Source organism: Hymenobacter psoromatis (assembly GCA_001596155.1).
Classification (GTDB): domain Bacteria; phylum Bacteroidota; class Bacteroidia; order Cytophagales; family Hymenobacteraceae; genus Hymenobacter.
Window position 1 is genome coordinate 26,364 of record CP014771.1, and the last position, 23,754, is coordinate 50,117.

General features: G+C 58.3%; 28 protein-coding genes, 1 tRNA gene and 1 pseudogene. 7 read left to right on the top strand and 23 right to left on the bottom strand.

What is annotated here, in order from left to right:
• Positions 1–59 precede the first annotated feature (59 nt).
• A complete protein-coding gene (locus tag A0257_00100) occupies positions 60–524 on the bottom strand; it encodes a hypothetical protein (GenBank protein AMR25643.1) in 465 nt (154 codons plus the stop codon).
• 94 nt (positions 525–618) lie between these two features.
• On the bottom strand, positions 619–1,089 hold the full coding sequence (locus tag A0257_00105) for a hypothetical protein (GenBank protein AMR29562.1): 471 nt from the start codon (positions 1,087–1,089) through the stop codon (positions 619–621).
• Between the two features lie 211 nt (positions 1,090–1,300).
• On the opposite strand from A0257_00105, the gene A0257_00110 reads away from it, so the two are divergent.
• Positions 1,301–1,382: transfer RNA gene (locus A0257_00110), tRNA-Leu, on the top strand.
• A gap of 46 nt (positions 1,383–1,428) precedes the next feature.
• Here A0257_00110 and A0257_00115 read toward each other — a convergent pair.
• The 5 genes from A0257_00115 to A0257_00135 form a co-directional block, all read right to left on the bottom strand.
• Positions 1,429–2,994, bottom strand: coding sequence for a hypothetical protein (locus A0257_00115; protein ID AMR25644.1), 1,566 nt, complete (start codon positions 2,992–2,994; stop codon positions 1,429–1,431).
• A 6-nt stretch (positions 2,995–3,000) separates the two neighbouring features.
• A complete protein-coding gene (locus A0257_00120; protein AMR25645.1) occupies positions 3,001–3,186 on the bottom strand; it encodes a hypothetical protein in 186 nt (61 codons plus the stop codon).
• Between the two features lie 328 nt (positions 3,187–3,514).
• Positions 3,515–4,282 carry a hydrolase gene (locus A0257_00125; GenBank protein AMR25646.1) on the bottom strand — a complete coding sequence of 256 codons (768 nt, stop codon included), beginning with the start codon at positions 4,280–4,282 and terminating at the stop codon, positions 3,515–3,517.
• A 94-nt stretch (positions 4,283–4,376) separates the two neighbouring features.
• Positions 4,377–4,775, bottom strand: coding sequence for a histidine kinase (locus A0257_00130; GenBank protein AMR25647.1), 399 nt, complete (start codon positions 4,773–4,775; stop codon positions 4,377–4,379).
• A gap of 96 nt (positions 4,776–4,871) precedes the next feature.
• Complete coding sequence (locus A0257_00135; protein AMR25648.1) at positions 4,872–8,426, bottom strand: hypothetical protein; 3,555 nt, start codon at positions 8,424–8,426, stop codon at positions 4,872–4,874.
• Positions 8,427–8,554: 128 nt separating this feature from the next.
• On the opposite strand from A0257_00135, the gene A0257_00140 reads away from it, so the two are divergent.
• On the top strand, positions 8,555–9,778 hold the full coding sequence (locus A0257_00140; protein ID AMR25649.1) for a hypothetical protein: 1,224 nt from the start codon (positions 8,555–8,557) through the stop codon (positions 9,776–9,778).
• A 163-nt stretch (positions 9,779–9,941) separates the two neighbouring features.
• Positions 9,942–10,865 carry a tRNA dimethylallyltransferase gene (locus tag A0257_00145; protein AMR25650.1) on the top strand — a complete coding sequence of 308 codons (924 nt, stop codon included), beginning with the start codon at positions 9,942–9,944 and terminating at the stop codon, positions 10,863–10,865.
• 64 nt (positions 10,866–10,929) lie between these two features.
• Here the strand turns inward: A0257_00145 and A0257_00150 are convergent, their stop codons facing one another.
• Positions 10,930–11,901: a 6-phosphofructokinase gene (locus A0257_00150; GenBank protein AMR25651.1), complete on the bottom strand. Its 972-nt coding sequence runs from the start codon at positions 11,899–11,901 to the stop codon at positions 10,930–10,932.
• 222 nt (positions 11,902–12,123) lie between these two features.
• Here A0257_00150 and A0257_00155 point away from each other — a divergent pair, with 222 nt between their 5' ends.
• A complete protein-coding gene (locus A0257_00155) occupies positions 12,124–12,570 on the top strand; it encodes a hypothetical protein (protein ID AMR25652.1) in 447 nt (148 codons plus the stop codon).
• 162 nt (positions 12,571–12,732) lie between these two features.
• Here the strand turns inward: A0257_00155 and A0257_00160 are convergent, their stop codons facing one another.
• From A0257_00160 to A0257_00215, 12 genes and pseudogenes are all read right to left on the bottom strand, one after another.
• Positions 12,733–13,920 carry an aminotransferase class III gene (locus tag A0257_00160; protein AMR25653.1) on the bottom strand — a complete coding sequence of 396 codons (1,188 nt, stop codon included), beginning with the start codon at positions 13,918–13,920 and terminating at the stop codon, positions 12,733–12,735.
• A 42-nt stretch (positions 13,921–13,962) separates the two neighbouring features.
• Positions 13,963–14,451, bottom strand: a complete 489-nt coding sequence (locus A0257_00165) for a hypothetical protein (protein AMR25654.1) — start codon at positions 14,449–14,451, stop codon at positions 13,963–13,965.
• Between the two features lie 18 nt (positions 14,452–14,469).
• The gene (locus tag A0257_00170; protein AMR25655.1) at positions 14,470–14,880 is read right to left on the bottom strand and encodes a hypothetical protein; all 411 of its coding nucleotides are present in this window, start codon (positions 14,878–14,880) and stop codon (positions 14,470–14,472) included.
• Between the two features lie 72 nt (positions 14,881–14,952).
• On the bottom strand, positions 14,953–15,525 hold the full coding sequence (locus A0257_00175) for an RNA polymerase subunit sigma (protein ID AMR25656.1): 573 nt from the start codon (positions 15,523–15,525) through the stop codon (positions 14,953–14,955).
• Positions 15,526–15,587: 62 nt separating this feature from the next.
• Complete coding sequence (locus tag A0257_00180) at positions 15,588–15,911, bottom strand: hypothetical protein (protein ID AMR25657.1); 324 nt, start codon at positions 15,909–15,911, stop codon at positions 15,588–15,590.
• Entirely contained in the window at positions 15,908–16,183 is a 276-nt protein-coding gene (locus A0257_00185; protein AMR25658.1) for a hypothetical protein, read from the bottom strand. Before A0257_00185 ends, A0257_00180 begins: the two co-directional genes overlap by 4 nt.
• A 64-nt stretch (positions 16,184–16,247) precedes the next feature.
• Positions 16,248–17,624 (bottom strand): von willebrand factor type a, encoded by a 1,377-nt coding sequence (locus tag A0257_00190; protein AMR29563.1) that lies wholly within the window; start codon positions 17,622–17,624, stop codon positions 16,248–16,250.
• A gap of 191 nt (positions 17,625–17,815) precedes the next feature.
• Positions 17,816–18,220 carry a hypothetical protein gene (locus tag A0257_00195; protein ID AMR25659.1) on the bottom strand — a complete coding sequence of 135 codons (405 nt, stop codon included), beginning with the start codon at positions 18,218–18,220 and terminating at the stop codon, positions 17,816–17,818.
• Positions 18,201–18,389: a hypothetical protein gene (locus tag A0257_00200; GenBank protein ID AMR25660.1), complete on the bottom strand. Its 189-nt coding sequence runs from the start codon at positions 18,387–18,389 to the stop codon at positions 18,201–18,203. The genes A0257_00195 and A0257_00200 overlap by 20 nt, the downstream gene beginning before the upstream one ends.
• Before the next feature lie 158 nt (positions 18,390–18,547).
• On the bottom strand, positions 18,548–18,763 hold the full coding sequence (locus tag A0257_00205) for a hypothetical protein (GenBank protein AMR25661.1): 216 nt from the start codon (positions 18,761–18,763) through the stop codon (positions 18,548–18,550).
• Positions 18,764–18,773: 10 nt separating this feature from the next.
• Positions 18,774–19,067, bottom strand: a complete 294-nt coding sequence (locus tag A0257_00210) for an addiction module toxin RelE (GenBank protein ID AMR29564.1) — start codon at positions 19,065–19,067, stop codon at positions 18,774–18,776.
• A 62-nt stretch (positions 19,068–19,129) separates the two neighbouring features.
• Positions 19,130–19,312 (bottom strand): annotated as a pseudogene (locus A0257_00215) (hypothetical protein).
• Positions 19,313–19,620: 308 nt separating this feature from the next.
• Here A0257_00215 and A0257_00220 point away from each other — a divergent pair.
• The 3 genes from A0257_00220 to A0257_00230 are packed head-to-tail and all read left to right on the top strand — an operon-like array spanning position 19,621 to position 20,530.
• Positions 19,621–19,857 (top strand): hypothetical protein, encoded by a 237-nt coding sequence (locus A0257_00220; GenBank protein ID AMR25662.1) that lies wholly within the window; start codon positions 19,621–19,623, stop codon positions 19,855–19,857.
• Positions 19,854–20,312, top strand: a complete 459-nt coding sequence (locus tag A0257_00225; GenBank protein AMR25663.1) for a hypothetical protein — start codon at positions 19,854–19,856, stop codon at positions 20,310–20,312. The genes A0257_00220 and A0257_00225 overlap by 4 nt, the downstream gene beginning before the upstream one ends.
• A 20-nt stretch (positions 20,313–20,332) precedes the next feature.
• The gene (locus tag A0257_00230; protein AMR25664.1) at positions 20,333–20,530 is read left to right on the top strand and encodes a hypothetical protein; all 198 of its coding nucleotides are present in this window, start codon (positions 20,333–20,335) and stop codon (positions 20,528–20,530) included.
• A gap of 627 nt (positions 20,531–21,157) precedes the next feature.
• Here A0257_00230 and A0257_00235 read toward each other — a convergent pair.
• The 3 genes from A0257_00235 to A0257_00245 form a co-directional block, all read right to left on the bottom strand.
• Positions 21,158–21,376: a hypothetical protein gene (locus A0257_00235; protein ID AMR25665.1), complete on the bottom strand. Its 219-nt coding sequence runs from the start codon at positions 21,374–21,376 to the stop codon at positions 21,158–21,160.
• On the bottom strand, positions 21,357–21,620 hold the full coding sequence (locus tag A0257_00240) for a hypothetical protein (protein ID AMR25666.1): 264 nt from the start codon (positions 21,618–21,620) through the stop codon (positions 21,357–21,359). The genes A0257_00235 and A0257_00240 overlap by 20 nt, the downstream gene beginning before the upstream one ends.
• An 835-nt stretch (positions 21,621–22,455) precedes the next feature.
• Positions 22,456–23,721, bottom strand: coding sequence for an isocitrate dehydrogenase (NADP(+)) (locus A0257_00245; protein ID AMR25667.1), 1,266 nt, complete (start codon positions 23,719–23,721; stop codon positions 22,456–22,458).
• Positions 23,722–23,754 lie beyond the last annotated feature (33 nt).

Sequence of the window (23,754 nt, forward strand, 5' to 3'; positions counted from 1 at the left end):
TTGCCGTGAGTAAACAGAAAAGAATGAGCCAGTCTTAAAACGGCAAGCTAAAGCTTACCCTACAGCTCATCAGGCGTGCCGAAGCCTGCCCGAATTTCGGGGTGGCTGATTTGCCCGCCCAGGTTGCCGGCGCGCGCCAGCATGCCAAAGCTGAGCACCGCGCCCAGCAGCGTGAGGCCCACCAGCAGCCGCGCCCGCGCCGCCCGCTGCCGCAGCTGCATGATAGTGAGCAGCGCCAGCGTGCCCGTGGCCACCAGCACCCAGTAGCCCGCCCGCGCCGCCTGCGCATGGTTTTGAATAAGCGCCTGGCTCACGCGCGGCATATCCCGCACCACTTTGGCCGCGCCAGGGCCCGTGAGCTGCGCCGGCAGGCCCACGGCCACGGCCAGCACCAGCGCCCACAGACCGGCCCGCAGCAGCGCGTCCTGCCGCTGCAGCAGGCCCGCCGCCAGTAGCAGGCTGCCCGCCAGCGCCCCAAAAATGGGCGCGTGATTAAAAAGAAGGTGCCAGTGCGCTTGGTTCATAGTTGTCAGCTGTTGATTGCTGGTAGTTGATTGTTGAGCAACAGGGAAGCCCTACCCCCACGACTAGCAAGCAACACTCAAGGACCAAAAAATGTCAATCGGCGCGGTGGGCGGCCAGCTTGTCGTGGTGGTTGTCCTCGGCTTCTTCCACCGAATGGGTTTCGCCCAGGTCATTGTCGGCCCTGGCTTTGTCGGCTAATAAACAATAAAACTGGTGAATGAGCCTAATTTCTGCCTCCGAAAAATCCTGGGCGTTGATGAGGCGATTGCTCGCGCCTTTGGTGGCCGCCAGCAGTTCATTCAGTTTAAGATGTAATACCAGGGAATCTTTATTCTGCGCCCGCTGAATGAGGAAAACCATCAAAAAGGTAATAATAGTAGTGCCCGTATTAATAACAAGCTGCCAGGTTTCAGAATACTTAAACAGCGGCCCGGTCAGGGCCCACACCAGCACAATACCCACCGCTGCTACAAATACGGCGGTCGAGCCCGCCACTCTGGTAGTTTGCTCGGCAAAACGCCCAAAAAATGAATTTTTACCGAAAGCTTTGGGTGCGTCAGGCATAAAAAAGGAGGTAGAGAAAATAAACACGCATTGGCTACTTTCTTGCCAATTAGCGCGTAAGGTTTGGGCCGACTGATTATTTACGGGGTAGGGACAGCAAAAATCGGCAGTAGGTTTGAAAAAAACGATGAAGCGTAGTACATTTGCACCCGCTTCGCCGCCTCAGCGAAGCCGGCCCCACCGGCCGAGTCCAAGTTGCCGATTGCCTTTTGCGCACGTGGTGAAACTGGTAGACACGCCACCTTGAGGGGGTGGTGCCTTCGGGTGTGGGAGTTCGAATCTCCCCGCGCGCACGCAAATCGAAAAGCCCACCGCAAGGTGGGCTTTTTTTGTAGCTGGCTATTTCTCAAACGGATTGCCGGGCACCACCAGCACCACCCGTTCGCGCTCCACCAGCACCTGGCCGGGCAGCGAGCCCTTGGGCTTGCGCACAAACTTCTTGGGCGTCACCGTGACCGGGCACAGCGAGTCGTGCTGGCGCTTGGAGTACCAGCCCGCCAGCTGTGCCGCACGCGCTACCACCGGCTCGGGCACCGGCTGCCCCGCCCGGTGCCGAATGACCACGTGCGAGCCGCTCACGTCCTTGGCGTGCAGCCACAGGTCGTCCTTGTGGGCATATTTCTGGGTTAGTAGGTCGTTGTTCTGCGCGTTGCGCCCCACCAAGATGGTAAAGCCGTGGTCTTCGAACACCTTGAACGGTAGCTCGTTAGCGGCCTTGGCGAGGGGGGTAGGGTCGAGGGCGTGCAGCTTGCGCCAGGCGCGCAGGCCGCGCAGCTCGGCCAGGGCGGGCTGGTCGTCCAGCTCTTCCAGCAACACCAGTGCTTGCAGCGCTTCCGCCTCGCGGTCGGCCACGCGGGTTTGGAGCTGGCGCTCTTCAATTTGCTGATTCTTGGCCTTGCGATACAGGTTTTCGGCGGTGCGCTGGGGCTTTTCCAGCGGCTTTAGCTTGATGATTACCGACTCATTGGTGTAAAAATCGACTACCTCCACTTGGGCCGTGCCCGGCGCGATAGCGTGCAGATTAGCCATAATGAGGTCGGCGCGGCGGCGGTAGCCTGCCTCGTGGGCCAGCGCGTGCAGCCGCTGGCCCGCCAGGTGCGCGCTGGTGCTGGCCTCCTCGGCGCGGCGCGTTAGCAGCTGGCGCAGCTGGCGGCGCTCGGTTTCGAGGGCGCGGCGGGCCAGCGCCAGCGGCACAAAGCGCCGCAGCGCGCCAATGGGGTCGGCACCGGGCAGCGTGTCCAGCACTTCGCCCAGCGGCATCAGGCTGAGGCGCGTGCGGCCGTCGAGGAAGATGATATAGTAGTGCGCCGGGTTCTCCAGCTCCGCGAGCAGTTCGGTGGCGAGCTGCTGCTTTAGCGCGGCCGGGGTGGGGTCATAGCCGCGCTGCTCGCGCAGGAAGCGCGCCGGCAGGTCGGCCAGCGCGGGCGGCAGCTTGCCGGCTTCGCCGATAATGAGGGGGGTAGGGGCCGCGGCGGGCACCAGGTCGGCATCAGTAGCATAGCGCTGATGAAACAACTGGGCCGGCGCGCCCGGCGTGGGCCGAAAAATAGCATTCGGCCGGGGGCCATACAGCTTGAAAACCAGCGTCGCGGCGTCTTCCACGAACCTGAATTGCAGCACCCTATCCTGCGGCCACACCTCCACGCTGGCCACCGTGCGGCCCAGCAGCTCTGGCAATAAGTCCACCGAATTTTGGCGGGCGCGGTGGAAGGTTTCGGGCAGCGCCAAGGCCGGAAAAGCCGCGCCTAATTGCGCTTTCAGCCAAAACTCAGTACCCGTTTCGCTCAGCAGGCCGATTACCAACTCGTCCTTCTCCTGCGAAAAGCAGCTGGCCACGCGGTAGCCGCGCAGTTGCTCGGTAAGAGCCGGGGCCAGCTGGCGCAGAAAATAGTAGTTGGTATGCATGGCAACTTAATCAGGTGGCTGTAGCTGCAGTTTCAACAGTGGCACTAGTAGCAAGCGCGATTTCCTGACCTCGCGCCAGAAAGGCAACAGGATGACCGCAAAACCGAGCACAAAAAATATAAACGAAAGCATATTATCACTACTGAAATATCCTTCTTCCCATGCTTGGAGAAGAAGAAGTCCAGCTAACATTCCCGTGATGCTTTCCCATATAAGCAAAAATAACAGCGCGTACCATGCTAATCGATACCGTAGTTGTAGTTTACTACCTCCGTCGGTAGTAGCGCTCACGCGGCCCACTAAAACTAAGGGTGGCGACCTCATAAGGCTGACAAGAAGCTGAATAGTGAATGTATTAGCCTCCACGTTTCCTTTGAAATTGTGGTTGATTTTCGGAGAACCAAACCCAATGTACTGGGTTAGTATCAGGTCGCTTCGTATCTGCCGCAGCAATGCGGCTGGGGATAGGGGTGAGCGATATTCTTCAGTAAACCACGGTAATAAGCGCATTACACTACTCCTACCCCTCCACTGTTAGCCCGTCGTAAGCCAGCCGCACCCAGGGGGGTAGGGTAGCTTCCACCTCGCGGTGGCGGCCCAACTGGTGGCTGATGTGGGTGAGGTAGGCCCGCCGCGGCTTCAACTCTTCCAGCACAGCCACGGCCTCACTCAGGCTGAAATGCGAAATGTGCGGCTCGTGGCGCAGCGCGTTGAGGACAATCGTGTCGGCCCCGCGCAACTGGTCCATCGTACTGTCCGGTAGCTGGTTAGCATCCGTCAAATAAGCTATATCGCCGATGCGGAAGCCCAGCACCGGCAGCTTATAGTGCAGGGCGCGCAACGGCTGCACGCGTAGGCCCAGCACCTCAAAAGGCTGTTGGTCGTCGGCAATGGGGTGCAGGCTCACCTGCGGCACGCCAGGATATTTGTGCTCCGCGAAGACGTAGGCAAACTCCCGCTTGAGCTGCTCCAGCACCCGTGGCTCGGCAAAGATGGGCATCTCCTGCTGCTGCCGGAAGTTGAAGGCCCGCACGTCGTCGAGGCCCGCCGTATGGTCCTTATGCTCGTGCGTGAACAGGATGCCATCGAGCTTGCCGATGTGCGCCCGCAACATCTGCTGCCGGAAGTCAGGACCCGTGTCGATAACCAAGCTGCGGCCTTCTACTTCCAGATGCACCGATACGCGCAGCCGCTGGTCGCGGTGGTCGAGCGAGCGGCACACGGGGCAGGAACACCCAATCATGGGCACCCCTGACGAAGTGCCCGTACCCAAAAAAGTAAGTCTCATATTTTTTTAAGCTGTTGGCTAGTAGTCATTAGCTTCTGTCGCTTGAACGAAAGCTAACAGCTAGCGGCTACTAGCCAACAGCTTAAAAAAGCACCTAGCCTACGTACTGCCGCACTACCCGCACCAGCGCATCGAAATCGAGCGGCTTGGGCAAATAATCGGTGATGCCGGCCTCGCGAAACTGCTCCAGCGAGTAGTTATTGGCGTTGCCCGTGATGGCAATAACGGGCAGTTGATTGATGCGCGGGTCGGCGTGGTTGCGGATATCCTTGGTGCATTCGAGGCCGTTTTTTATCGGGATATTGATGTCCATCAACACACCGTCAACGGGCTCACTGTCCAGCTTACTCTCCAGCTGGCGCAGCACTTCGCCCCCATTTTTGGCTAATACAATCTTGTACTTCTGCTGCTCCAGTATTTTACGGGTCAGGCTCAAGATAACTGAGCTATCCTCGGCAATAAGAATGGTTTTGGGTTGAGATTCGGAATCCATGAAAGAAGTGAAATGGTAGTGGGCAAAGAAAGTTTATAACAGGACTAGGTAATAACCAATGAATTCTACTAAATGTCAATAATATTCTTGTAAAATTTATTCTATCGCCGCGAGTATAGCCGGATAATGACTGATAAACTGGTCAAATAGTTGCCCCAATTCAGCAAGTCCCTGGGATAAAGAATCCGTTTCGTGGTTCTTGATTGCCTGCTCCAGCGCCAACGCCTTGCCGGCCAGGTGCGTAATGCCGAGCGTGCCCGCCGTGCCCTTGAGCTGGTGCAGCAACGGATGCAGGCCTTCGAGGTCGGCCACGCCCCAGCAGGCATTGGCTTGGTCGAGCAGGCCGGTAGTTTCCTCCACAAACTCGCTGTAGAGCTCGGCCGCGAAGCCATCGCCACCCAGCTGGTGCAGCTGGGCCAGCACTTCAGGGTCGATGATGGCGGGGGGGGTAGGGGTCGCTACTTCGGCCAGGGGCTTGGGGCCATTGACCCAGCGGGCCAGGGTTTCGGCCAGCTGCTGATGCTTCACGGGCTTGGCCAGGTAGTCATCGAGGCCAGCTTTCACAAAGCGCACCGCATCATCGGGCATCGAATAGGCCGTCATGGCCACGATGGGCGGGCTGGCGCTGCCCAGCTGCGCCTTGATGGCGCGGGTAGCCGCGATGCCATCAAGCCCCGGCATCTGAATATCCATCAGAATGAGCTGGTAGGCAGCATGGGGGGCCGTGGCGCGGGCAATGGCTTCGTAGCCATCGCTGGCTATTTCCACGTGGCAATTGAGCTTAGCCAGCAGGCGCGCGGCCACTTTTTGGTTAATGGCGTTGTCATCGACCAGCAAAATCCGGGAGGGCTCGCCGGTGAAAGTAGTCTCGGCAGGGGGCGTCACTACCGGGGCCGGCAGTTCCAGCATGGGTGCCGGGTCGGCCGTAAGCACCTGGCAGCGAATAGTAAACCAGAAAACGCTACCCTCCCCGGTATTCGAAAGCACCCCAATGGTGCCGCCCAGCAATTCGGCCAGCTCCTTACTGATGGCCAAGCCCAGGCCCGTGCCACCATAGGCTTTGCTGGGGGTAGTGTCGAGCTGCGTGAAACTAGTGAACAGGCGGGCCGCGTCGTTGGGCGAAATGCCAATCCCCGAGTCCTGCACCGCGAAGCGCAGCGTGCAGTATTCGCCCTCGGTGCGCACCAGCGAGGCCACCACGTTTACCGTGCCCTGCACCGTAAACTTGATGGCATTGGCTACCAGGTTGGCCAAAATCTGCAAGAGCCGCGTCTCGTCGGTAACGATGAACGTGGGCGTTTCGGGCGTTACGAGGTAGTTGAAGCGGATATTTTTCTGATTAGCGCGGTAGGAGAACAGCGCGCTCAGGCGGTCGAGCAGCGGCACCAGCGCCAGCGGCGACTCGTGCAGCCGCATCTTGCCTGCCTGAATCTTCGACAGGTCCAGAATATCGTTCAGGATGGTGAGCAGCGCCTCCGAACTCGTGCGCAGCGTATCCACGTAGTCGGCCTGCTCGGCGTTGAGGATAGTCTGGCCCAGCAAGTCAATCATCCCGATAATGCCGTTCATGGGCGTGCGCAGCTCGTGGCTCATGTTGGCCAAAAACTGCGTTTTAGCCTCCGAGGCGGCTTCGGCTTCCTCCTTGGCCAGGCGCAGGTCGTCCTGAATGCGCCGGATTTCCGTGATGTCGCGCACGATGCCCTCGGTGCCGAAGGCAGTGTGGCGCGCATTCACGAGCACGCTTACGGCGTGGCCGTCGTGGTGGCGCAGCTGGGTTTCGAAGTTGCGCAGCTCGCCGTTTTTTCGCAGCTCCTGCAGCAGGTTCTGGTGCTGCTCGGGCTGCCAATACACATAATCGATGGAGTGGCTCAGCGCCTCGGTAGGGTTATAGCCCAGCACTTCGCGCACCGACGGACTTAGGATAGTAAAGCGTCCTTCGCGGTCAGTACGGTAGTAGATGTCTTGAAAAGACTCAAAAATGGAGCGAAACTTCTCTTCCTGCGCTGCCAACACCAGCTGGGAGTTTTTTGTAGCGGTGATATCCTGCGCTTGGGCGGTAACCTCTTCAAACGAGCCGTCGGGCAAGTAAATAGGAGCCAGCGTGACGTTCAGCCACACATCAGGACCTTTTACTTTACGCATGACTATTTCAAACTGTTGCGCCTCGCCCCGTCCCGCCGCCAAGTAGCTGTGGCGAAACTGCTCGCGGGTTTCCTCGTCAGCAAGGGCAATATCCGACTCTATTAGATTGAGCCCCTGAATAGGAAGCGTGCCGTTGCGGTACAGGTAGAAGTCAGCGTAGTTGCGATTGAACGACACAAGAAAGCCGCGCCGGTCCACGTTCCATATCAGCTGCGTGCCGCTCTCAAAAATGGCGTTGAGGCGGGCATTTTGCAGGGCCAGGTGTTCTTCCTGCCGCTTGCGGTCGATGGCCAGGGCCACCTGACCCGAAATAAAATGCAGAATATCGAGGTCAGCCGGCGTGTACAGGTCGGCCCGGTCATACTCCTGCACCGTGAGCACCCCGATGGTGCGGTCGCCCACGCTTAGCGGCGAGGCTAGCAGCACGGCCGGCAAGCGGCCAAACGCGGTGAGTTCGCCCGTGCGCATGAGACGCAGCAAATCGGCCTTGGTGAAGTACAGCGGCTGGCCTTGCTCGATAACGTATTCGGTGACGCCCATCGAAAACGGCCGCCCGTCGCCCTGCTCAAAATAGGCGTGCTGGTCCACGTAATACACGAATTCCAACTCGGTGCGGTCATCATCGCAGAGCGCGATAAATATATTATTTGTTTCAATGACCTTGCCCAGCTCGCGGTGAATGGCTCCGTAGAGGGCGGGTAGGTCGTGGGCCGAAATAGCCAGGTTGGCAATGCTGTAATAAACTTTTTGCAGGCGCTCAGCCTTGATTCGGTCCGTGATGTCGTGCAGCACGGCGCGGGCGCTGGGCAAGCGGCCGGGCTGCTGCTCGCTGCTCACCGAGCCGATAAGATGCACCGGCCGGCCGGCCTTGGTCAGCAGCACGGTTTCGAGCTTGTTAAGGGCCTGGCCTTCGTAGAGGCGCCGCAGCTGGTAGAGCAGCTTGGCGCGGTAGTAGGGGTGCACCACATCGGTGAAGGGCCGGCCCAGCAGCTCGGCCTCCGTGTAGCCCAGCTTTTCCTGACCCGCCCGGTTCACGAACAGCAGCACATTGGTGGCGCTCAGATGCAGAATCAGGTCGTGCGAACTGTCGAAAAATTCGCGCAGGTAAGCCGGCTCGGGCAGGGCCAGCTGCGCCCCGGCACCGGGCTGCGCGCCCTTGGGCAGCACATGGCCCGCCATCCACATGCCCGTGATGTCGCCCTGCTCATCCAGCACTAGGTTAGACTGCCATTGCAGGGTAAGCTGGCTGCCATCTTTGGCGGCCAGCTCCGACTCATAGTAGGGTAGGCAGGCCTCGTTGCCGGCCAGAATGCGCCGGGTTTTGCCCTGGTGCTCAGCCTGCTGGCCGCGAGGGAGTAGCTTAGAATAGGGCTGACCCAGTAGCTCGGCCTGGTCGTAGCCGCTGAGGTTAAGCAGCGTGTCGTTGGCCTCCACAAGCAGGCCGTCGCGGTCAATCACCGCGTAGGCCAGCTGTAGCTGGTCGAGCATGAGGGCAGTAGCCGGCAACATAGATACCGGAGAAGGAGCTTGCATAGAGGGCGAATAACCGCTCACTGGGGGCTGTTTTTTTCAGCAGTGCACCAGCGGGGTTAGTTTTGGGCTGAATTTACGACGGACGCGTCATTTTGTATTCCTGTGTGGCCAAATTAGTTGCCCGAGCGGCTTCGCGCATCGTGCTGGCCGCCACTACCGACCTCAACTACGACCAGCGCATGCAGCGCATCTGCGGCAGTCTGGCGCGGGCCGGCTACGCGGTGCAGCTGGTGGGCTGGCAGCGCCCGGCCTCGGTGCCGCTGGCCCCGCAGCCCTACGCCCAGCACCGGCTGCGGGGCTGGTTTCAGCACGGTAAGCTGTTTTATATCGAGTATAACCTGCGGCTGCTGACTTACTTGCTAGGCCAGCGCGCCGCAGCCTGGAGCTGCGCCGACCTCGACGCGGCCCTACCCACCTGGCTGCGGGCCCGACTCAGCGGCCAGCCGTTCGTGTACGACGCGCACGAGTTTTTTACTGAGGTGCCCGAGGTGGTGAACCGGCCCCGCGTGCAGCGCGCGTGGCAGTGGGTAGAGAATTTTATCGTGCCCCGCGCCCGGCTGCGCTACACCGTAGGCCCGGCGCTGGCCCGGCTTTTTGAGCAGCGCCATCCCGGCTGCGCGTTTTTTGTGGTCAGAAATGTTCCTTCGTCTCAGGTTCCTGGTTCCTCGTCCCTGGTTCCTAGTTCGCTCAATGACCAAAAACCGATAGCTGACAACCAGAAACCAGGAACCAGGGAGTCAAAAGGACTACCAACCTTACTATACCAGGGCACCCTCAACGTGGGCCGCGGCCTAGCCGAGCTGCTGGCCGCCATGCCGCAGGTGCCGGCGCGGCTAGTTATTTGCGGGGAGGGCGACTGCTCGGCGGCGTTGCGGACGCAAGCCGCGCGGCTAGGGCTGCTGGCCGCGTCGGGGCAATATCCGGCGGGGCAGGTCGAGTTTCGGGGCTACGTGCTGCCCGAGGCGCTGCGGGCGCTCACGGCCCAGGCCACGGTAGGCGTCATGCTGCTCGAAAACATCGGCCTGAGTTATTATTACTCGCTGGCCAACAAATTCTTCGACTACGTACAGGCTGGAATTCCGCAGCTCTGCATCGACTTTCCCGAGTATCGCGCCCTCAATGCACAGTACGAAGTAGCCGTGCTGGTGCCCGACCTGGCACCCGCTACCTTGGTGGTCGCCCTGGCCCGGCTGCTGCCCGGCGGCCAGCCCGGCCCCTACTACGAGCAGCTGGCCGCCAACTGCCGCCGCGCCCGCACCGAATGGAGCTGGCAGCAGGAAGAAAAAAAGCTGGTGCATCTCTATGATGAGCTACTGCGGGTAGGGTAAGCTTCAGCTGGTCGTGGAAAGGAATGTGCGGTGAGCTTTAGCTTGCCGTTTGTCAGCACCTGTGCCTCATGCCCGGCAGGCTAAAGCCTACTCTACCCCCCTCGGCGAGCTAAAGCTTACCACACATTCCTTTCCACGACCAGCTGAAGCTTACCCTACCCGCATGTTTTCAACCGAATTCCTTACGCAGCTCGACCCTACCCCTGCCGACCCGCGCCCCGTGCTGCTGGCCGTGGCCGGCCCCACTGCCGTGGGCAAAACGGCCCTTACCGTGGCGCTGGCCCAGCAGCTGGGCACCGAAATCGTATCGGCCGACTCGCGCCAGTTTTTTCGCGAAATGAGCATTGGCACGGCTAAGCCCACGCCGGCCGAAATGCAGGGGGTAGGGCACCACTTCCTTGATTCGCACAGTATTACCCAGGACTACAGTGCCGGCCGCTTTGCTGCTGAGGCGCAAGAACGGCTGCGGGGGCTGTTCGAAAAACACCCGGTAGTGATTGCCACGGGCGGCTCGGGGCTGTACTTACAGGCCCTTACCGATGGCCTCGACGAGTTGCCGCCCGTGCCGCCCGCCGTGCGCCAACAGCTGCAACACGAGCTGCAAACCCACGGCCTACCCCCCCTCGTGGCCGAGCTGGCGCGCCTCGACCCCGTGGCCCACGCCCGCCTCGACCTGCAAAATCACCAGCGCGTGCTGCGCGCTCTGGAAGTGACGCGCGGCACCGGGCAACCCTTTTCCAGCTTCCACCGGGGGCCGGCCGCCGTGGCGGCGCTGGCGGCCGCGCGGCCCTGGCGCGTGGTAAAAGTGGCGCTTACCCGGCCGCGCGAAGCGCTGTACCAGCGTATCGACCAGCGCGTGGAGCACATGCTCGACGCGGGTCTGCTGGCCGAAGTCGAAGGCTTGCTGCCCTTCCGCCATCATCAGGCCCTGCAAACGGTGGGCTACCAGGAACTGTTTGGCTACCTCGACGGCGCTTACGACTATGCCGAAGCCGTGCGCCTGCTCCAGCGCAACACCCGCCACTACGCCAAGCACCAGCTCACCTGGCTCCGCCGCGACCCGGAGTATTTTAAGTATGAATTATGAATGGTAAATTATGAATTGAAATAAAGATTTATAAAATTCATGATTCATCATTTATTATTTATACTTAAACAGAGAGTATCTCCACCATTCGCATAAAGCTCTGGTTGATAACTTTACGCTTGTTGATGGTGTCTTCGAAGGGCGTGTACATGAGTTTGCGGTCCACGATGCCGGCCATCACATTCTTCATGCCGTTGAGCAGGCCCTCCACGGCCGCGATGCCGAGCTGCGAGGCCAGCAGGCGGTCGGAGGCCGTGGGCGAGCCGCCGCGCTGGATGTGGCCCACGATGGTGACGCGCGTATCGAGCTGCGGAAGCGCCTCTTTCACGCGCTTGGCCACTTTGTGCACGTTGCCTTCTTCCTCCCCCTCAGCCACGATAACGATAAACGAGGTTTTGTGGCGGGCATAGCTGCTTTGCAGCGACTCGATAACGGCCTCCACGCTCATGGCCGTTTCGGGCACCATCACGATTTCGGCCCCGCCGCCGATGGCGCACGGAATAGCGATGTAGCCCGAGTCGCGGCCCATTACCTCCACAAAAAAGCAGCGGTCGTGCGAATCAGCCGTGTCGCGAATCTTGTCGATAGCCTCCAGCGCCGTGTTCACGGCCGTGTCGTAGCCAATGGTGTAGTCGGTGCCGTAGAGGTCGTTGTCGATGGTGCCCGGCGCGCCCACCGTTGGAATGCCGAATTCCTGCTCAAAAATGTTGGCCCCCGCAAACGTGCCGTTGCCGCCAATTGCCACCAGGCCCTCAATACCGTGGTTCACGAGTTGGTCGAAGGCCTGCTGCCGCCCCTCCTTGGTCATGAACGTCTGCGAGCGGGCCGATTTCAGAATCGTGCCGCCGCGCTGCACCGTATTCGAAACCGAGGCCGAATCCATGCGCACGAACTCCCCCTTAATCATGCCGCTGTAGCCGCGCATAATGCCGTAAACTTCGATGCCGTGGTAAACGCCCGCCCGCACCACCGCCCGCAGGCAGGCATTCATGCCAGGAGCGTCGCCCCCGCTGGTAAAAACCCCAATTCTTTTCATAAAACAAAGTCAGCTAAAGCGCCCCGTGCCAACCTAACGGTGACTTACGCGCCGCAAAGGTCGTAAGGCCGCCGCACTTGCCGGACGGACTTTGTGGATTTAACCCCGACATTTTTGCGTTTCCTACGTAAAAGGCCCGATGATTACGTAACAGACACTTGGTTATTAGGGTTTTTTAGCTTACTTTTCGGTATCCCACCGCCCACCTTCACTCTCCCTTCCATGTTTGGTTTTTTCGAAAACGAGCAGGCCAAAAAAATAAAAGGCCACCTCTGCAATCTCGCCGCTCTCGCCAAAGCTGACGGCCATGTTGACGACCGTGAAATGAATTTTATCATTACCGTCGGGAAAAAGAACGGGGTGTCAGCCGGTGAAGTGCGCAAGCTCGTCAACGGTAATTCCGACTGCCTTTCCGACCTGCCCAGCAACGATTCGGAACGCTTCGACCAGATTTTCGACCTCGTTGATATGATGCTGGCCGATGGCATCGTGGATGAAACGGAAATGGATTTTTGCATTATGATGGCCGAGAAGCTGGGCTTCCGCCAAGCCATCGTGAGCGTGCTGGTGCGCAAGATTTCGCAGGGCGTAAAAGACGCCGTACCGCGCGAGCGCGTAAAGGATGAAAGCCTGTCTTTCCTGAATCATAACCCGCTACCCCAGCGGTAAATCTCAACCACGGATTCGTCGGATTTTGTGGGTGATTCCCTTGTTGCTTCAGAGAAAGCCTCACCCCATATAAAAAGGCTGCCCCACAGGCAGCCTTTTTGGTGCGTTTGGATAATCGCCCACAAAATTCGATTAATCCGAAAAATCCGACGAATCCGTGGTTCAGACAGTTTGAATGGCGCGCAGCAGTCCCGCCAGCGCCGCGTCAATCTCGGCCTCAGTGATGGTAAGCGGCGGCGCGATGCGCAACGAGTTATCGCAGAACAAAAACCAGTCGGTCAGGACGCCCTCCTCGGCCAGCGCGCGGTCAATAATCGGCTTGAGCACCTCAAACGAGTCAAATTCCACGGCCATTAGCAGGCCGCAGTTGCGCACCGCCCGGATGGCCGGGTGCACCAGCCCGGCGCGCAGCCGCGCCGCCTTGGCCGCCACGCCCGCCAGCAGTTTTTCTTCCTGAATAACTTGGAGCGTCGCCAGCGACGCCGCGCAACTCACCGGATGCCCGCCAAACGTGGTGCAGTGCCCCAGAATCGGGTTGGTCTGGAAGCCCACCATAATCTCGGGCGACGAGATGAAGGCCCCAATCGGCATGCCGCCGCCCATGCCCTTGGCGCACACCAGAATATCGGGCACCACCCCAAACTGCTCGAACGCCCACTGCGTGCCCGTGCGCCCAAAGCCGCACTGAATCTCGTCCAGAATTAGCAGCGCGCCCACCGCCGTGCAGCGCGCCCGCACGGCGGGCAGGTAGCCGGGCAGGGGTAGGCGCACGCCGGCCTCGCCCTGAACGGTTTCGAGCACCACGGCGGCCGTGTTTTTGGTGATTAACTCTAAGTCGGCCAGCTCGTTGTAACGCAGGTGTGTCACGTCGGGCAGCAGCGGCCGGTAGCTGTTCTTGAAGCCCTCGGAGCCCGTGATGGACAGCGCGCCGTGCGTAGAGCCGTGGTAGGCATTGAGGGCCGAAACCAGGCCCGTGCGGCCGGTGTGGCGCTTGGCCAGCTTGAGCGCGCCCTCAATGGCCTCGGTGCCCGAATTGGTGAAGTACACCGTGTCGAGCGGGGGGGGTAGGGTGGCGGCCAGCGCGTGGGCCAGCCGCGCCGGCGGCGCCTGCACAAGCTCCCCGTACACCATCAGGTGCAGGTATTTATCGAGCTGGTCCTGAATGGCTTGCAGCACCCGCGGGTGCCGATGCCCCACGTTGCTGACGCCGATGCCCGAAATTAAATCCAGGATGGGGCGGCCTTCCGGCGTGTACATATACACGCCCTCGGCCCGCTCGATTTCCAGCAGCAGCGGAAACTCGGACGTCTGGGCCTGGTGGCGCAAAAAAAGTTGGCGGGGCGTAAGCATAATGCCCGCAAAGGTACCGCCGCCGGGCAGGGGTAGGGCCGGCTACGGCTCGGTAACCGGTGCCGGGGTGCCCGGCCGGGCCGCCACGCGTTGCAGCACCTCCTTGGTAAAGTCGCGCTCGGCCTGATACAGCTCCGCTACCTGGCGCATGGTCAGCAGCTTCTGCAAGCGGTCGAAATAGTTTTTCTCCAAATCCAGCTGCTGCCGGCGCAGAGCAAAATCCTGGGTGAAGTTGTCGCGGAGCTGGGCATCGCTCAGGGTGGGGTTTTTGGCCTCGTTGCGCAGCAGCCGCGCCGCGCGATTTAACTCGCGGCGGCGGCCCACGAATTCATTATACACCGGCCAGAAGCGCTGAGCCTCGTCCTGGGTTAAGGTCAGGCGCGAGGTAATGAAGGCGATTTTGGCGTTGTCGAGCTGATTAAGGCGTCCACCCTGGCCGGGCCGGGCGCGCCCCTGCGCCCGCGCCGGCTGGCCAGCCAGCAGCGCCGTGAGGCACCAGCTACTCAGTAATAAGAAACGTAAGCTATTCATAGCAAATAAGTTAAAAGCCTAGAGCATTGCCGGGCCCTCCGTAGGCTGGGCATCGAGCGCTTCGGTCAGCTCAGTGGGTGAAGAGTGTAAGTACTGCCGCGTAATGCCCAGGTGGCGCGTCGGTAACTCCGCCAAGTCGAGCATATCAAGGTGGGTTTCGCCGCTGGTGAGGTAGTCCACCAGCTGCTGCTGCGGCACGGCATCGAGCGCCACCGAAGGGGTAGCCACGCTCAGCGGCGCGCTCCCCAGCCACATGGAGGCCGCAAACGTGCCCAGCAGCACCGTAGAGGCTAGGCCCGTGCGCACGTACATGGGCGCCTGCCACAGCCGCATCAGCAGCGGCCGGCGCGCCGGCACCGCCACCTGCGCCATGATGCGCGTGGGCAACTGCTCGAAGTAGCCCGCTGGCGGGCTGCTCAGCGGCTGCATGCCGCGCCGGGGGTGCTGGTCAAGTCGAAAAGGAGGTTTCATGAACAGTAGATGGAAAAAGCGGCCCAAGGTTTAATCCGCGTCGTCGGTAGAAAAGCCCGGACTGTCGGCAGCCGTAACGTATTCCTCGATTTTGCGGGCGGCGTGGTGGTAGCTGGCCTTCAGCGCGCCCACGCTGGTGCCAGTCACCTCAGCCATCTGCTCATACGGCATCTCGTCGTAGTAGCGCAGGTTAAATACTAGGCGCTGCTTGTCGGGCAGCCGCAAAATGGCCCGTTGCAGCTTCAACTCAATTTCGTCGCCCGCAATGGCGGGGTCGGCCTCCAGCTTGGCGGCCAGCTCGGCCCCCACGTCGTTAAGGGGTAGGAAAAACCTGCGCCGCTTACTCTGCAAAAAACTCAGGCACTCATTGGTGGCAATGCGGTAAATCCAAGTGAACAGCTGGGCATCCTGCCGAAAATTCTCCAGGTTCTTCCACACTTTTACGAACACATCCTGCGTGAGGTCGTCGGCATCGTCGTGGTCCACCACCATCTTGCGCACGTGCCAATACACCTTCTGCTGATACTTGCGTACCAGCTGGTTAAAGGCTAGATTACGGCTAGCCGGCTCGTGAAACTTAGCGAGGATTTCGTGGTCTTCCAAACGCGGAGTGGGGGCGGGGGTAGCGGTTGGACGGTGGCCGGGGGGTAGGGTTTAACGGACGGCTACTCTACCAAGGCCGCTACCAATTCCCGCACCTGTTGGTCGCTGATACTAGCCTGCTCCGACTTGTCATAAATAGCCAGCAGGAAAACGGTTTCGCCCACCACCCGCACGTAGATAATAACGCGGGCCCCGCCACTTTTACCCGTGCCCTTGCTGGCAATTGCCAGGCGAATCTTATAACAGCCCCGGCCGATAGATTTGCCCAAAGTTGGGGTAATCAGTAACTGCCCGTTGAGCTCGCGCAACTCCCCGGCAAGCGAGGCATACTTCTTTAGCAACGGCTTAAGCTGGTGCCGAAAGGGCGGGATGGGGGTAATTGTCACGCTTGGTTAGCACTGATTTCAGCCGCTTCCTCTGCCAGAATTTCAGCTTTCAGTTCGTCCAGCATTCCGTCCAAGTCTTGCGTAGGTATGGGCGCTTCGCCACGGGTGATTTTATTGACCCACCCCACGGACTCGGCCAGCTCGGCCAGCAATTGCTCGTTGGCGGCTGGCCTACTGGGCTTGGGCGACTTTACTTTCACCCGCTTGATGCCTTTTACCAGCTCCAACACGCGGGCCACGTCCTTGTCGGGCACTTCGAGCACAATTTCCATAAGTAGTTTTTCTGAGTAGTAACTAGCAAGATACGAAACAACGGAACCGGGACAAAGTGCTCGCTCAGCGCCCAAAAATGCTCAGCGAAGTCGTTTGCGCCGAGCGAATGGTGAAGTTGCGCACGTCCGTAAACTTGCTGGCGTTGCTGTTCGCCGTGCGAAAAACCAGCCGGTACGCGCCCGGCTGCATGGCCAGGTTGAGCTTGCTGCTGCTCTCGGGCAGGTTATAAATCCAGGTCTGCGACTCGTCGTCGTTGAGCTTGTAGATGCTGCCAAACCCTTTCAAATCCGAAGTAATATTGAGCGTGCCCGGCGCGGCGTAGCTCACGGTTGCGGTCTGGCCCTGGCGCACGGTCACGCGCTGGGTGCTGCGCGGCAGCGTCAGGATTTCCACCTCGTAAGTGCCAGCCAGCAGCTTCTGGCGGCTGCCGAAGGGTAGGGATAGCGCGGTGGCCGGGCTACCCGCCGCCCGCACCACCGCCTGCACTACCCCCCCGTAGGGATTGGGCGAGATACTGGCCGGCTGCAAGTGCAGGGTGCCCTGCGGCGTCTTGAAATTCAGGACGTTAGTGCGGCCCGCCTTGATAGGAATATTAGCCTGCCGGATGGCCGGCACCGTGTTGATAATGAGGTCGTAGCTCTGCAAGGCATCAATATCTACCACGTCGGCCTTGCCCTGGGCGTCGCGGTAGTGCACGTAATTGTACTCCGGCTGCCCGGTCACGTTGTTCACAAACGTCATGTTCACGTTCGACTCCACCGGCCGGCCGGCCTCGTCGGTTAGGTTCACGGCTACCGTGGTTTTGGCCAGCGTCTGGGCAATCACGTCGTTGAGCACCGTTTGGAAGGTCTTGACCTCCGCCGCATTGTAGTATTTACCCAGGCATTCGAGCGCCCGCCCGAAGTCCTTCTCCGCCCCAATCCCAATCACAAAGGGCTTCAAAAAAACGTGCTTGCGCTGCAACGCCAGCGAGGCCGCGCAGGGGTCGCCCTTGCACGACTCTACCCCATCCGTAATGAGCAGCAGCACGTTGCGCGACGCTTTATCCTGCGGAAAATCCTTAGCCGACTGCTCCAGCGAGTAGGTAATAGGCGTATTGCCCTGCGCCTTTAGCGTCTTGAGCCGCGCCTTAATGGCGGCCGCGTTCTTGGGCGCGAAGGGCACTTCGAGGCGCGAGTCTTCGCAGTTTTGCTCGGCGTTGGGATGCTGGTGGCCATACACGCGCAAGCCCAACTCCAGGTTGGGGTAGGTGTTGAGCGAGTCGGCCATCTTGGCCAGCAGGCGCTTGGCCACTTCCCAGCGGGGCTTACCCTCCCAGGGCGCCATCATCGAGCCCGATGCATCGAGCAAAAATAAAATGCGCGTGACCTTGGGCTTGTCCGGCGGCGCGTTCTGCGCCCGGCTTTGCAGCGCGAAAATGAACAGCACGTAACCCAGCAGTAAGCGGACTGCACAACGAGCAAAAGGTCTGAGCGGGAATAACATCGGCGAAATTTACGCCGCTGGCGCGGGTTTAGCCCAACGCTATTGCGGCGTAATTTCAGCTATTTACGGGTTGTTCTCTGTCGCTAGAATCCGCAGGTAGAAAATGAATTGACTGCCTGCACCTTTCTTATTCAACTTATAGAAATTCACTGCGCCCAATTAACCAGGCGCAAACCCTCAATCCGCTCGAAATGCCGGGTATTGTTGGTAGCAAGCTGCAAATTATTAGCCAGCGCGATACCCGTAATAAGGGTGTCAGTCGGGCCAATGCTTTGGCCACGGCTGCGCAAAGTAGCTTCAATCTGCGCCGAAATAGCCACGCTTTCTATTGTGAGTGGCACTACTTGATGCAACGCCGCCAACTGCTGAAACTGCCGCATCTGCTGCCGCGCATCGCGGTAGAGCAAGCCACTAAGCGATTCATAATAGATGATAATGCTGAATTGCAACACGCCGTTGGCTACCATATACTGCCGGGCCTGCTCCACTACCAGCGGCTGCCGCCGCGGCAAAAGCGACACGCTATCGGTATCAAGCAGCGCGAGACTCATCGTCCAGGAAGGGGGTAGGGCGGGTAAATAATTCAGCCCGCAGCCGTTGCTGATGCGCCATAATATCGTCCCATACCTCGGCTGGCAGCTCGTCGGTATTTTCCAGAATGCACATGGTTTCGTCGGCTAGTTTCTGGTTGGTCGCCTGCTTTTCTTTCAGCGTTTGCAACAGCCGATGCACTTCTTCCCGGTGTTGCGGCGATACCTACTGGAGTTCTTGGATAATCGTTTCGAGGGTTACCATAGTGTCAGGTTTTTAGGTAGCCTAAGTTACGAGGATTTCCATCAGCGGCTCAAGTAGCGGCGGGCTTCGGTTTTTGCCGGTTATTAAGTCGCACTGGACTTGAACAGCTGCGGATAAATGGTCCGTTGCTCGTAGTAATAAATTAACGCTGTCAGCACCTCAAATTCATCGCGCACATCCTGGCTAGGTGAATTATAGGCTTGGGCTACCAATAATTCATCTAATCGCAGATGCGCTTGCGCTAATTCCTCATTGGAGCGAATGGGCGAAACGGTCGTAATCGTTTGAAGCGCGAGCATAACAGGGGAATTAAATAGTAGCTACGTCTAGTAAATCATAGGCACTGTGCGGGCCAATGAAGCGAATAAACAGCGTGCGTACCCGGTAGATAATCAAGACAACTAGCCGATACTTGTTGCCACCGATGTTAAAGACTACGCGGTCGTTGGCAACCAGCGAGGCATTAGGGTAAACTGCTTTCAACTCATTGGGCGTTCCCCAATCGGCTTGTTCCACAGTCGTTATCCACTGGCTTAGGCTGGCGCGGGCATCGGGGTAAGCTTCGATAAACTCCCGCAACGGCTGTAGTTTGATGATAACCATAAACGAAAAGTAGTAAATCAATTTCTCCCCGCCACCGATAAATCATCGTCCACTTCCTCTCAGTGCAGCCCGGCCGGGCCGCCGCCGATGGTCACTTGTTGCCGTTGCTCGGGCCGGGCCGCCAGCAGCCTCGGAAACCAGAGCAGCGGCACGCTCACCGTGCGGCCATCGGTGAGTTGCACGTGCATAGTGCTATCATCGAAGCTAACGGCTTGGGCGAGAGCGGTGGTGGGGTAGTAACTCATTGCGTCCAATTAACCAGTTGCAAGCCCGCTATCCGCTCATAATGCCGGGTATTGTTGGTGGCTAAAACAAGCCCGTTGGCCAGTGCTACCCCCGCGATTAAGGTATCAGTATGCTCAATGCTTAAACCACGCCGGCGTAAATCGGCCTCAATCTGCGCCGCAATGGCTGCCGATTCTGCCGTTACAGGCAGCAGGTTGCTTAGAAGCTGTTTGAGTTAAATTTGAGGTAAAACCCTCTTATTTTCTTTATGCGTCAAAAATCTTATACTTCGGATTTATCTGAGCGGGATTGGCAGCGAATTTTACCGTTGATTGTGGTGCGGCGCACCAGTAAATGGCCCCTGCTGGACGTGTTCAATGGTATCTTATACGTGCTGAAAAACGGGTGCGGCTGGCGCGATATACCCGGCGATTTTCCACCTTGGCAAACTGTTTATTTCTACTTTGGCAAGTGGGAGAAAGAAGGCTTGTTTGAAAGTATAAACGCTTGTTTAAACGTTGATTACCGCGAGAGTGTAAAAAAAATGCTTGTCCAAGCGCCGTGATTATCGACTCCCAAAGCGTGAAAAATTCGGCCACCAGCACCACGCATATCGGCTTTGATGGGGGCAAACTTATCAAAGGCCGTAAGCGCTTCGTCGTCGCCGATACGCTCGGCAATGTGCTGGCCAGCAAAGTGACGGCCGCCAATGCCCATGATGGGCAGACGGCCATCCAGTTCTGGGACGACTTACTCGCCCATAACGTCCTGCTGCAGGAAGTCAAAATCATTTATATTGATGGCGGCTTTCGCGGCGAATTTGTGGACCACATGGCTAATAAGTACGGAATTCGGGTGGAGGTGCCCACGCAGATAGTGCGCCAGCGGAAGGGCTTTTGCATCCATGCCAAGCGCTGGATTGTTGAGCGCACACTAGAGCGTGAGGACAATTATCGAAGCCAATCTATGGCTGCTGCCATATGCCAAAAAGCCAGAAACGAAACAACGGTTTTTTCATAGCGCGTTGCCAGTCGTCGGTATTGCTTGAGGCGACCGAAAAACCGCTCTATTTTGTTGCGGTCGCGGTAGGTTTCTTCGTCTATCGAGGCTGGCTCCAGTCGGTTGGGACGGTTCGGAATGACCGCCTCGATGCCCTGTTGGGCGCAATAAGCGCGGGTTTCATCGCTATCATAAGCCGTGTCAGCCAGTACTTTACCCGGTGCCAAGTCCGCCAGTAGTGGCAGGGCCTGCGGGCTATCACCGGCCTGGCCTTCAGTGGCTATCAGGCGCACGGCGTTGCCTAAGGCGTCGACGCAGCCGTGGATTTTGGTGCCGATGCCGCCCCGGCTGCGGCCCAGGCACTCGGTAACGGGGTCGCTTTTTTTTGGCCAGCCGAATGCTGGTGGGCCCGCACGACTGTCGAATCGAGCATGACCCAGTCCAAATCCGGCGTTTTGACGGCCTCAAATAAGCGGAGCCAGACCCCTTTTTGGGCTAATCGGCGAAAGCGTTTGCAAACGGAATTGGTCTTGCCAAAGCGTTCAGGCAAGTCGGCCCACGGACAGCCGGTACGCGCAATCCAGAGTACAGCGTTGAAAAACAAGCGATTATCTGTAGCCGTCACGCCACAATCGGTGGCTTTGCCGGAAAGGTGAGGGGCGACCAAGGCCCAAGTGGCATCGGAAACTTCGTGACGGCGCATAAATCAGAAATTAACAACAAAGATATATTAACCGGCGTTATTGTCCTCACGCCCTAGCCTGGGTTACGAATAACCGCAGATTAGCAAGATGTTACGAAAGAAAAATAGCCAGTGAAAATGCTTTTATCTTACTAAGTAATAGTAGAAGAATAGTCAAGAAAATTTAACCCAAACAGCTTCTTAACGAAAGGATGGCTCGCAGGCGGCCCAACTGCGTGCGGGCATCGCGATACAGCAGGCCGTTCAGGGCCTCGTAGTAAGTGATTACGCTTACCTGAAGCAGTCCGTGCGCCAATCCATAGGTTTCTGCCCGCTTGCTGACAAGGAGATTACGACGCACCAACTCGGACACAATGGCGGTGTCAAGCAGGGTGGGCTTCATCATCCATAAACGGATTGGGGCGCGTAAATAACTCAGCCCGTGTGCGCTGCATGTGGGCCTCCACGTCTGCCCAAGCCTCCGGGCTAAGGTCATCGGGGCCAGTCAGTAGCTCGTGCAGCCTGGCCGCTATTGCTTCGTTGGAAACAGGGGTAGGTAATAGGGTTTGCACCAGTTCATGCACTTTGTCCAGATGCTCGGGCGGCACCTGGTGGAGTTCTTGGATAATCGTTTCGAGGGTTACCATAGCGCCGGGTTTTTAGGTAGCCTAAGTTACGAAGGTTTCAGGTAGCGGCTTAGGTAGAGACAGGCTTAGTCCGCTTTATAGATTGTGGCTAATTTCCCCCGCTAATAGCCCCGCCAATGACAAATCCTTATCCAGTTCCTCCTAGTGCAGCCCGCGCCCACCGCCGCCGATAGTTACTTGTGCCCGCTGCTCGGGCCGGGCCGCCAGCAGCCTCGGAAACTAGAGGAGAGGCGCTCTAAATACTTAGAGTTTCAACTTGATTTCATGTAAAATCACTTACTCTTGATGTAAGTCTTGTTACCATTGCCATTAATATAATATCTGCCTCCGCGTGGCCCAGTTTGAATAATTTGGCTATTTTCTGAAGTTTTTGTCGGATTTGTTATGTCGAAAGCTTTACGTAAATAAGCACTTCGACTTCTGTAATTGATTGATGAAATGAGTACAAATACTGGTCTACTGTCAGTATAATTTACTTTATACCAAGGCCCATTGCTGCTGAGTGTTCGAACTTTAATATCTGGCGGTATAACTCCTAATGGTGTTGACATAGAATCAGGCGAAGCGTAATAGTAGACTTCCCTTGATGAGGGTGTTTTGATTGATTCGCTAACTGGTTTTTCACAGGCAGAAAAATTATCTACCGTTAACGTATAATCTTTTGAATTCACCCCACGATGCATAGAATTAGAACAAGAAAAAGCTAAACCACAGTAAAGAAATATAATTAAGCTATTTTTCATGCAAGGTAATAATAAGAGGTTGCGAAAAAACCCCCGCGCCAGCCTCATAAGCCAATGCGGGGGTTCTTTATCAATTGGCAACCGCCAAATTACTACATATTCTTCACAATCTCCTCCCCAAACTCGCTCGTTTTGAGGAGGGTAGCGCCTTCCATCTGGCGCTCGAAGTCGTAGGTGACGCGCTTGCTTTCGATGGCGGCTTCGAGGCCCTTGTTAATGAGGGCGGCGGCTTCTTTCCAGCCCAGGTGCTCCAGCATCATCACGCCCGAGAGGATGACCGAGCCGGGGTTCACCTTGTCCTGGTTGGCGTATTTGGGCGCGGTGCCGTGGGTCGCCTCGAAGATGGCGTGGCCGGTCAGGTAGTTGATGTTCGCGCCCGGCGCGATGCCGATGCCGCCCACGATGGCCGCCAGCGCGTCGGAAATGTAGTCGCCGTTCAGGTTCAGGGTCGCTACCACCGAGTACTCGGCGGGGCGCAGCAGAATCTGCTGTAGGAAAGCATCGGCGATGCTGTCCTTGATGATGAGCTTGCCTTGGTCCTGGGCCTGCTTTTGCAGGGCGTCGGCCACGGCCACACCCTGCTTGGCCACGATTTTATCGTACTGCGCCCAGGTAAACACCTTAGAGCCAAACTCCTTCTCGGCCAACTCGTAGCCCCAGGTTTTGAAAGCCCCTTCGGTAAACTTCATGATGTTGCCCTTATGCACCAACGTCACTGACGGCAGCTTGTGCTCCAGGGCATACTTGATGGCGGCGCGCACGAGGCGCTCGGTGCCTTCCTTGCTCACCGGCTTGATGCCGAACGACGACGACTCGGGGAAGCGAATCTTCTTCACGCCCATCTCGTCTTGCAGGAATTCGAGCATTTTCTGGGCCTGCGGCGTGCCGTTCATGTACTCGATGCCGGCGTAGATATCCTCCGTGTTTTCGCGGAAAATGACCATGTTGGTCAGCTCCGGGTGCTTCACCGGCGAGGGTACGCCGTCGTAGTAGCGCACGGGGCGCACGCAGGCGTAGAGGTCCAGCTCTTGGCGCAGGGCCACGTTCAGCGAGCGAATGCCGCCGCCGACGGGGGTAGTGAGCGGGCCTTTGATGCCCACCAGGTATTCGCGGAAAGCGTCGAGGGTTTCGGTCGGCAACCAGTTGTTGAGCTGCTTGAAGGCTTTTTCGCCGGCCAGCACTTCCTTCCACATTAGCTTCCTTTTGCCGCCGTAGGCTTTTTCTACCGCCGCGTCGAATACGAGCTGCGCGGCGCGCCAAATGTCCGGACCCGTACCGTCGCCCTCGATGTAGGGAATAATCGGTTGGTCGGGTACGTTCAGCTTGCCATTTTTAATGGTGATTTTCTGCTCTGCCATGAGGAAAAAGGTTGTCTATTTAATCGTTATTCA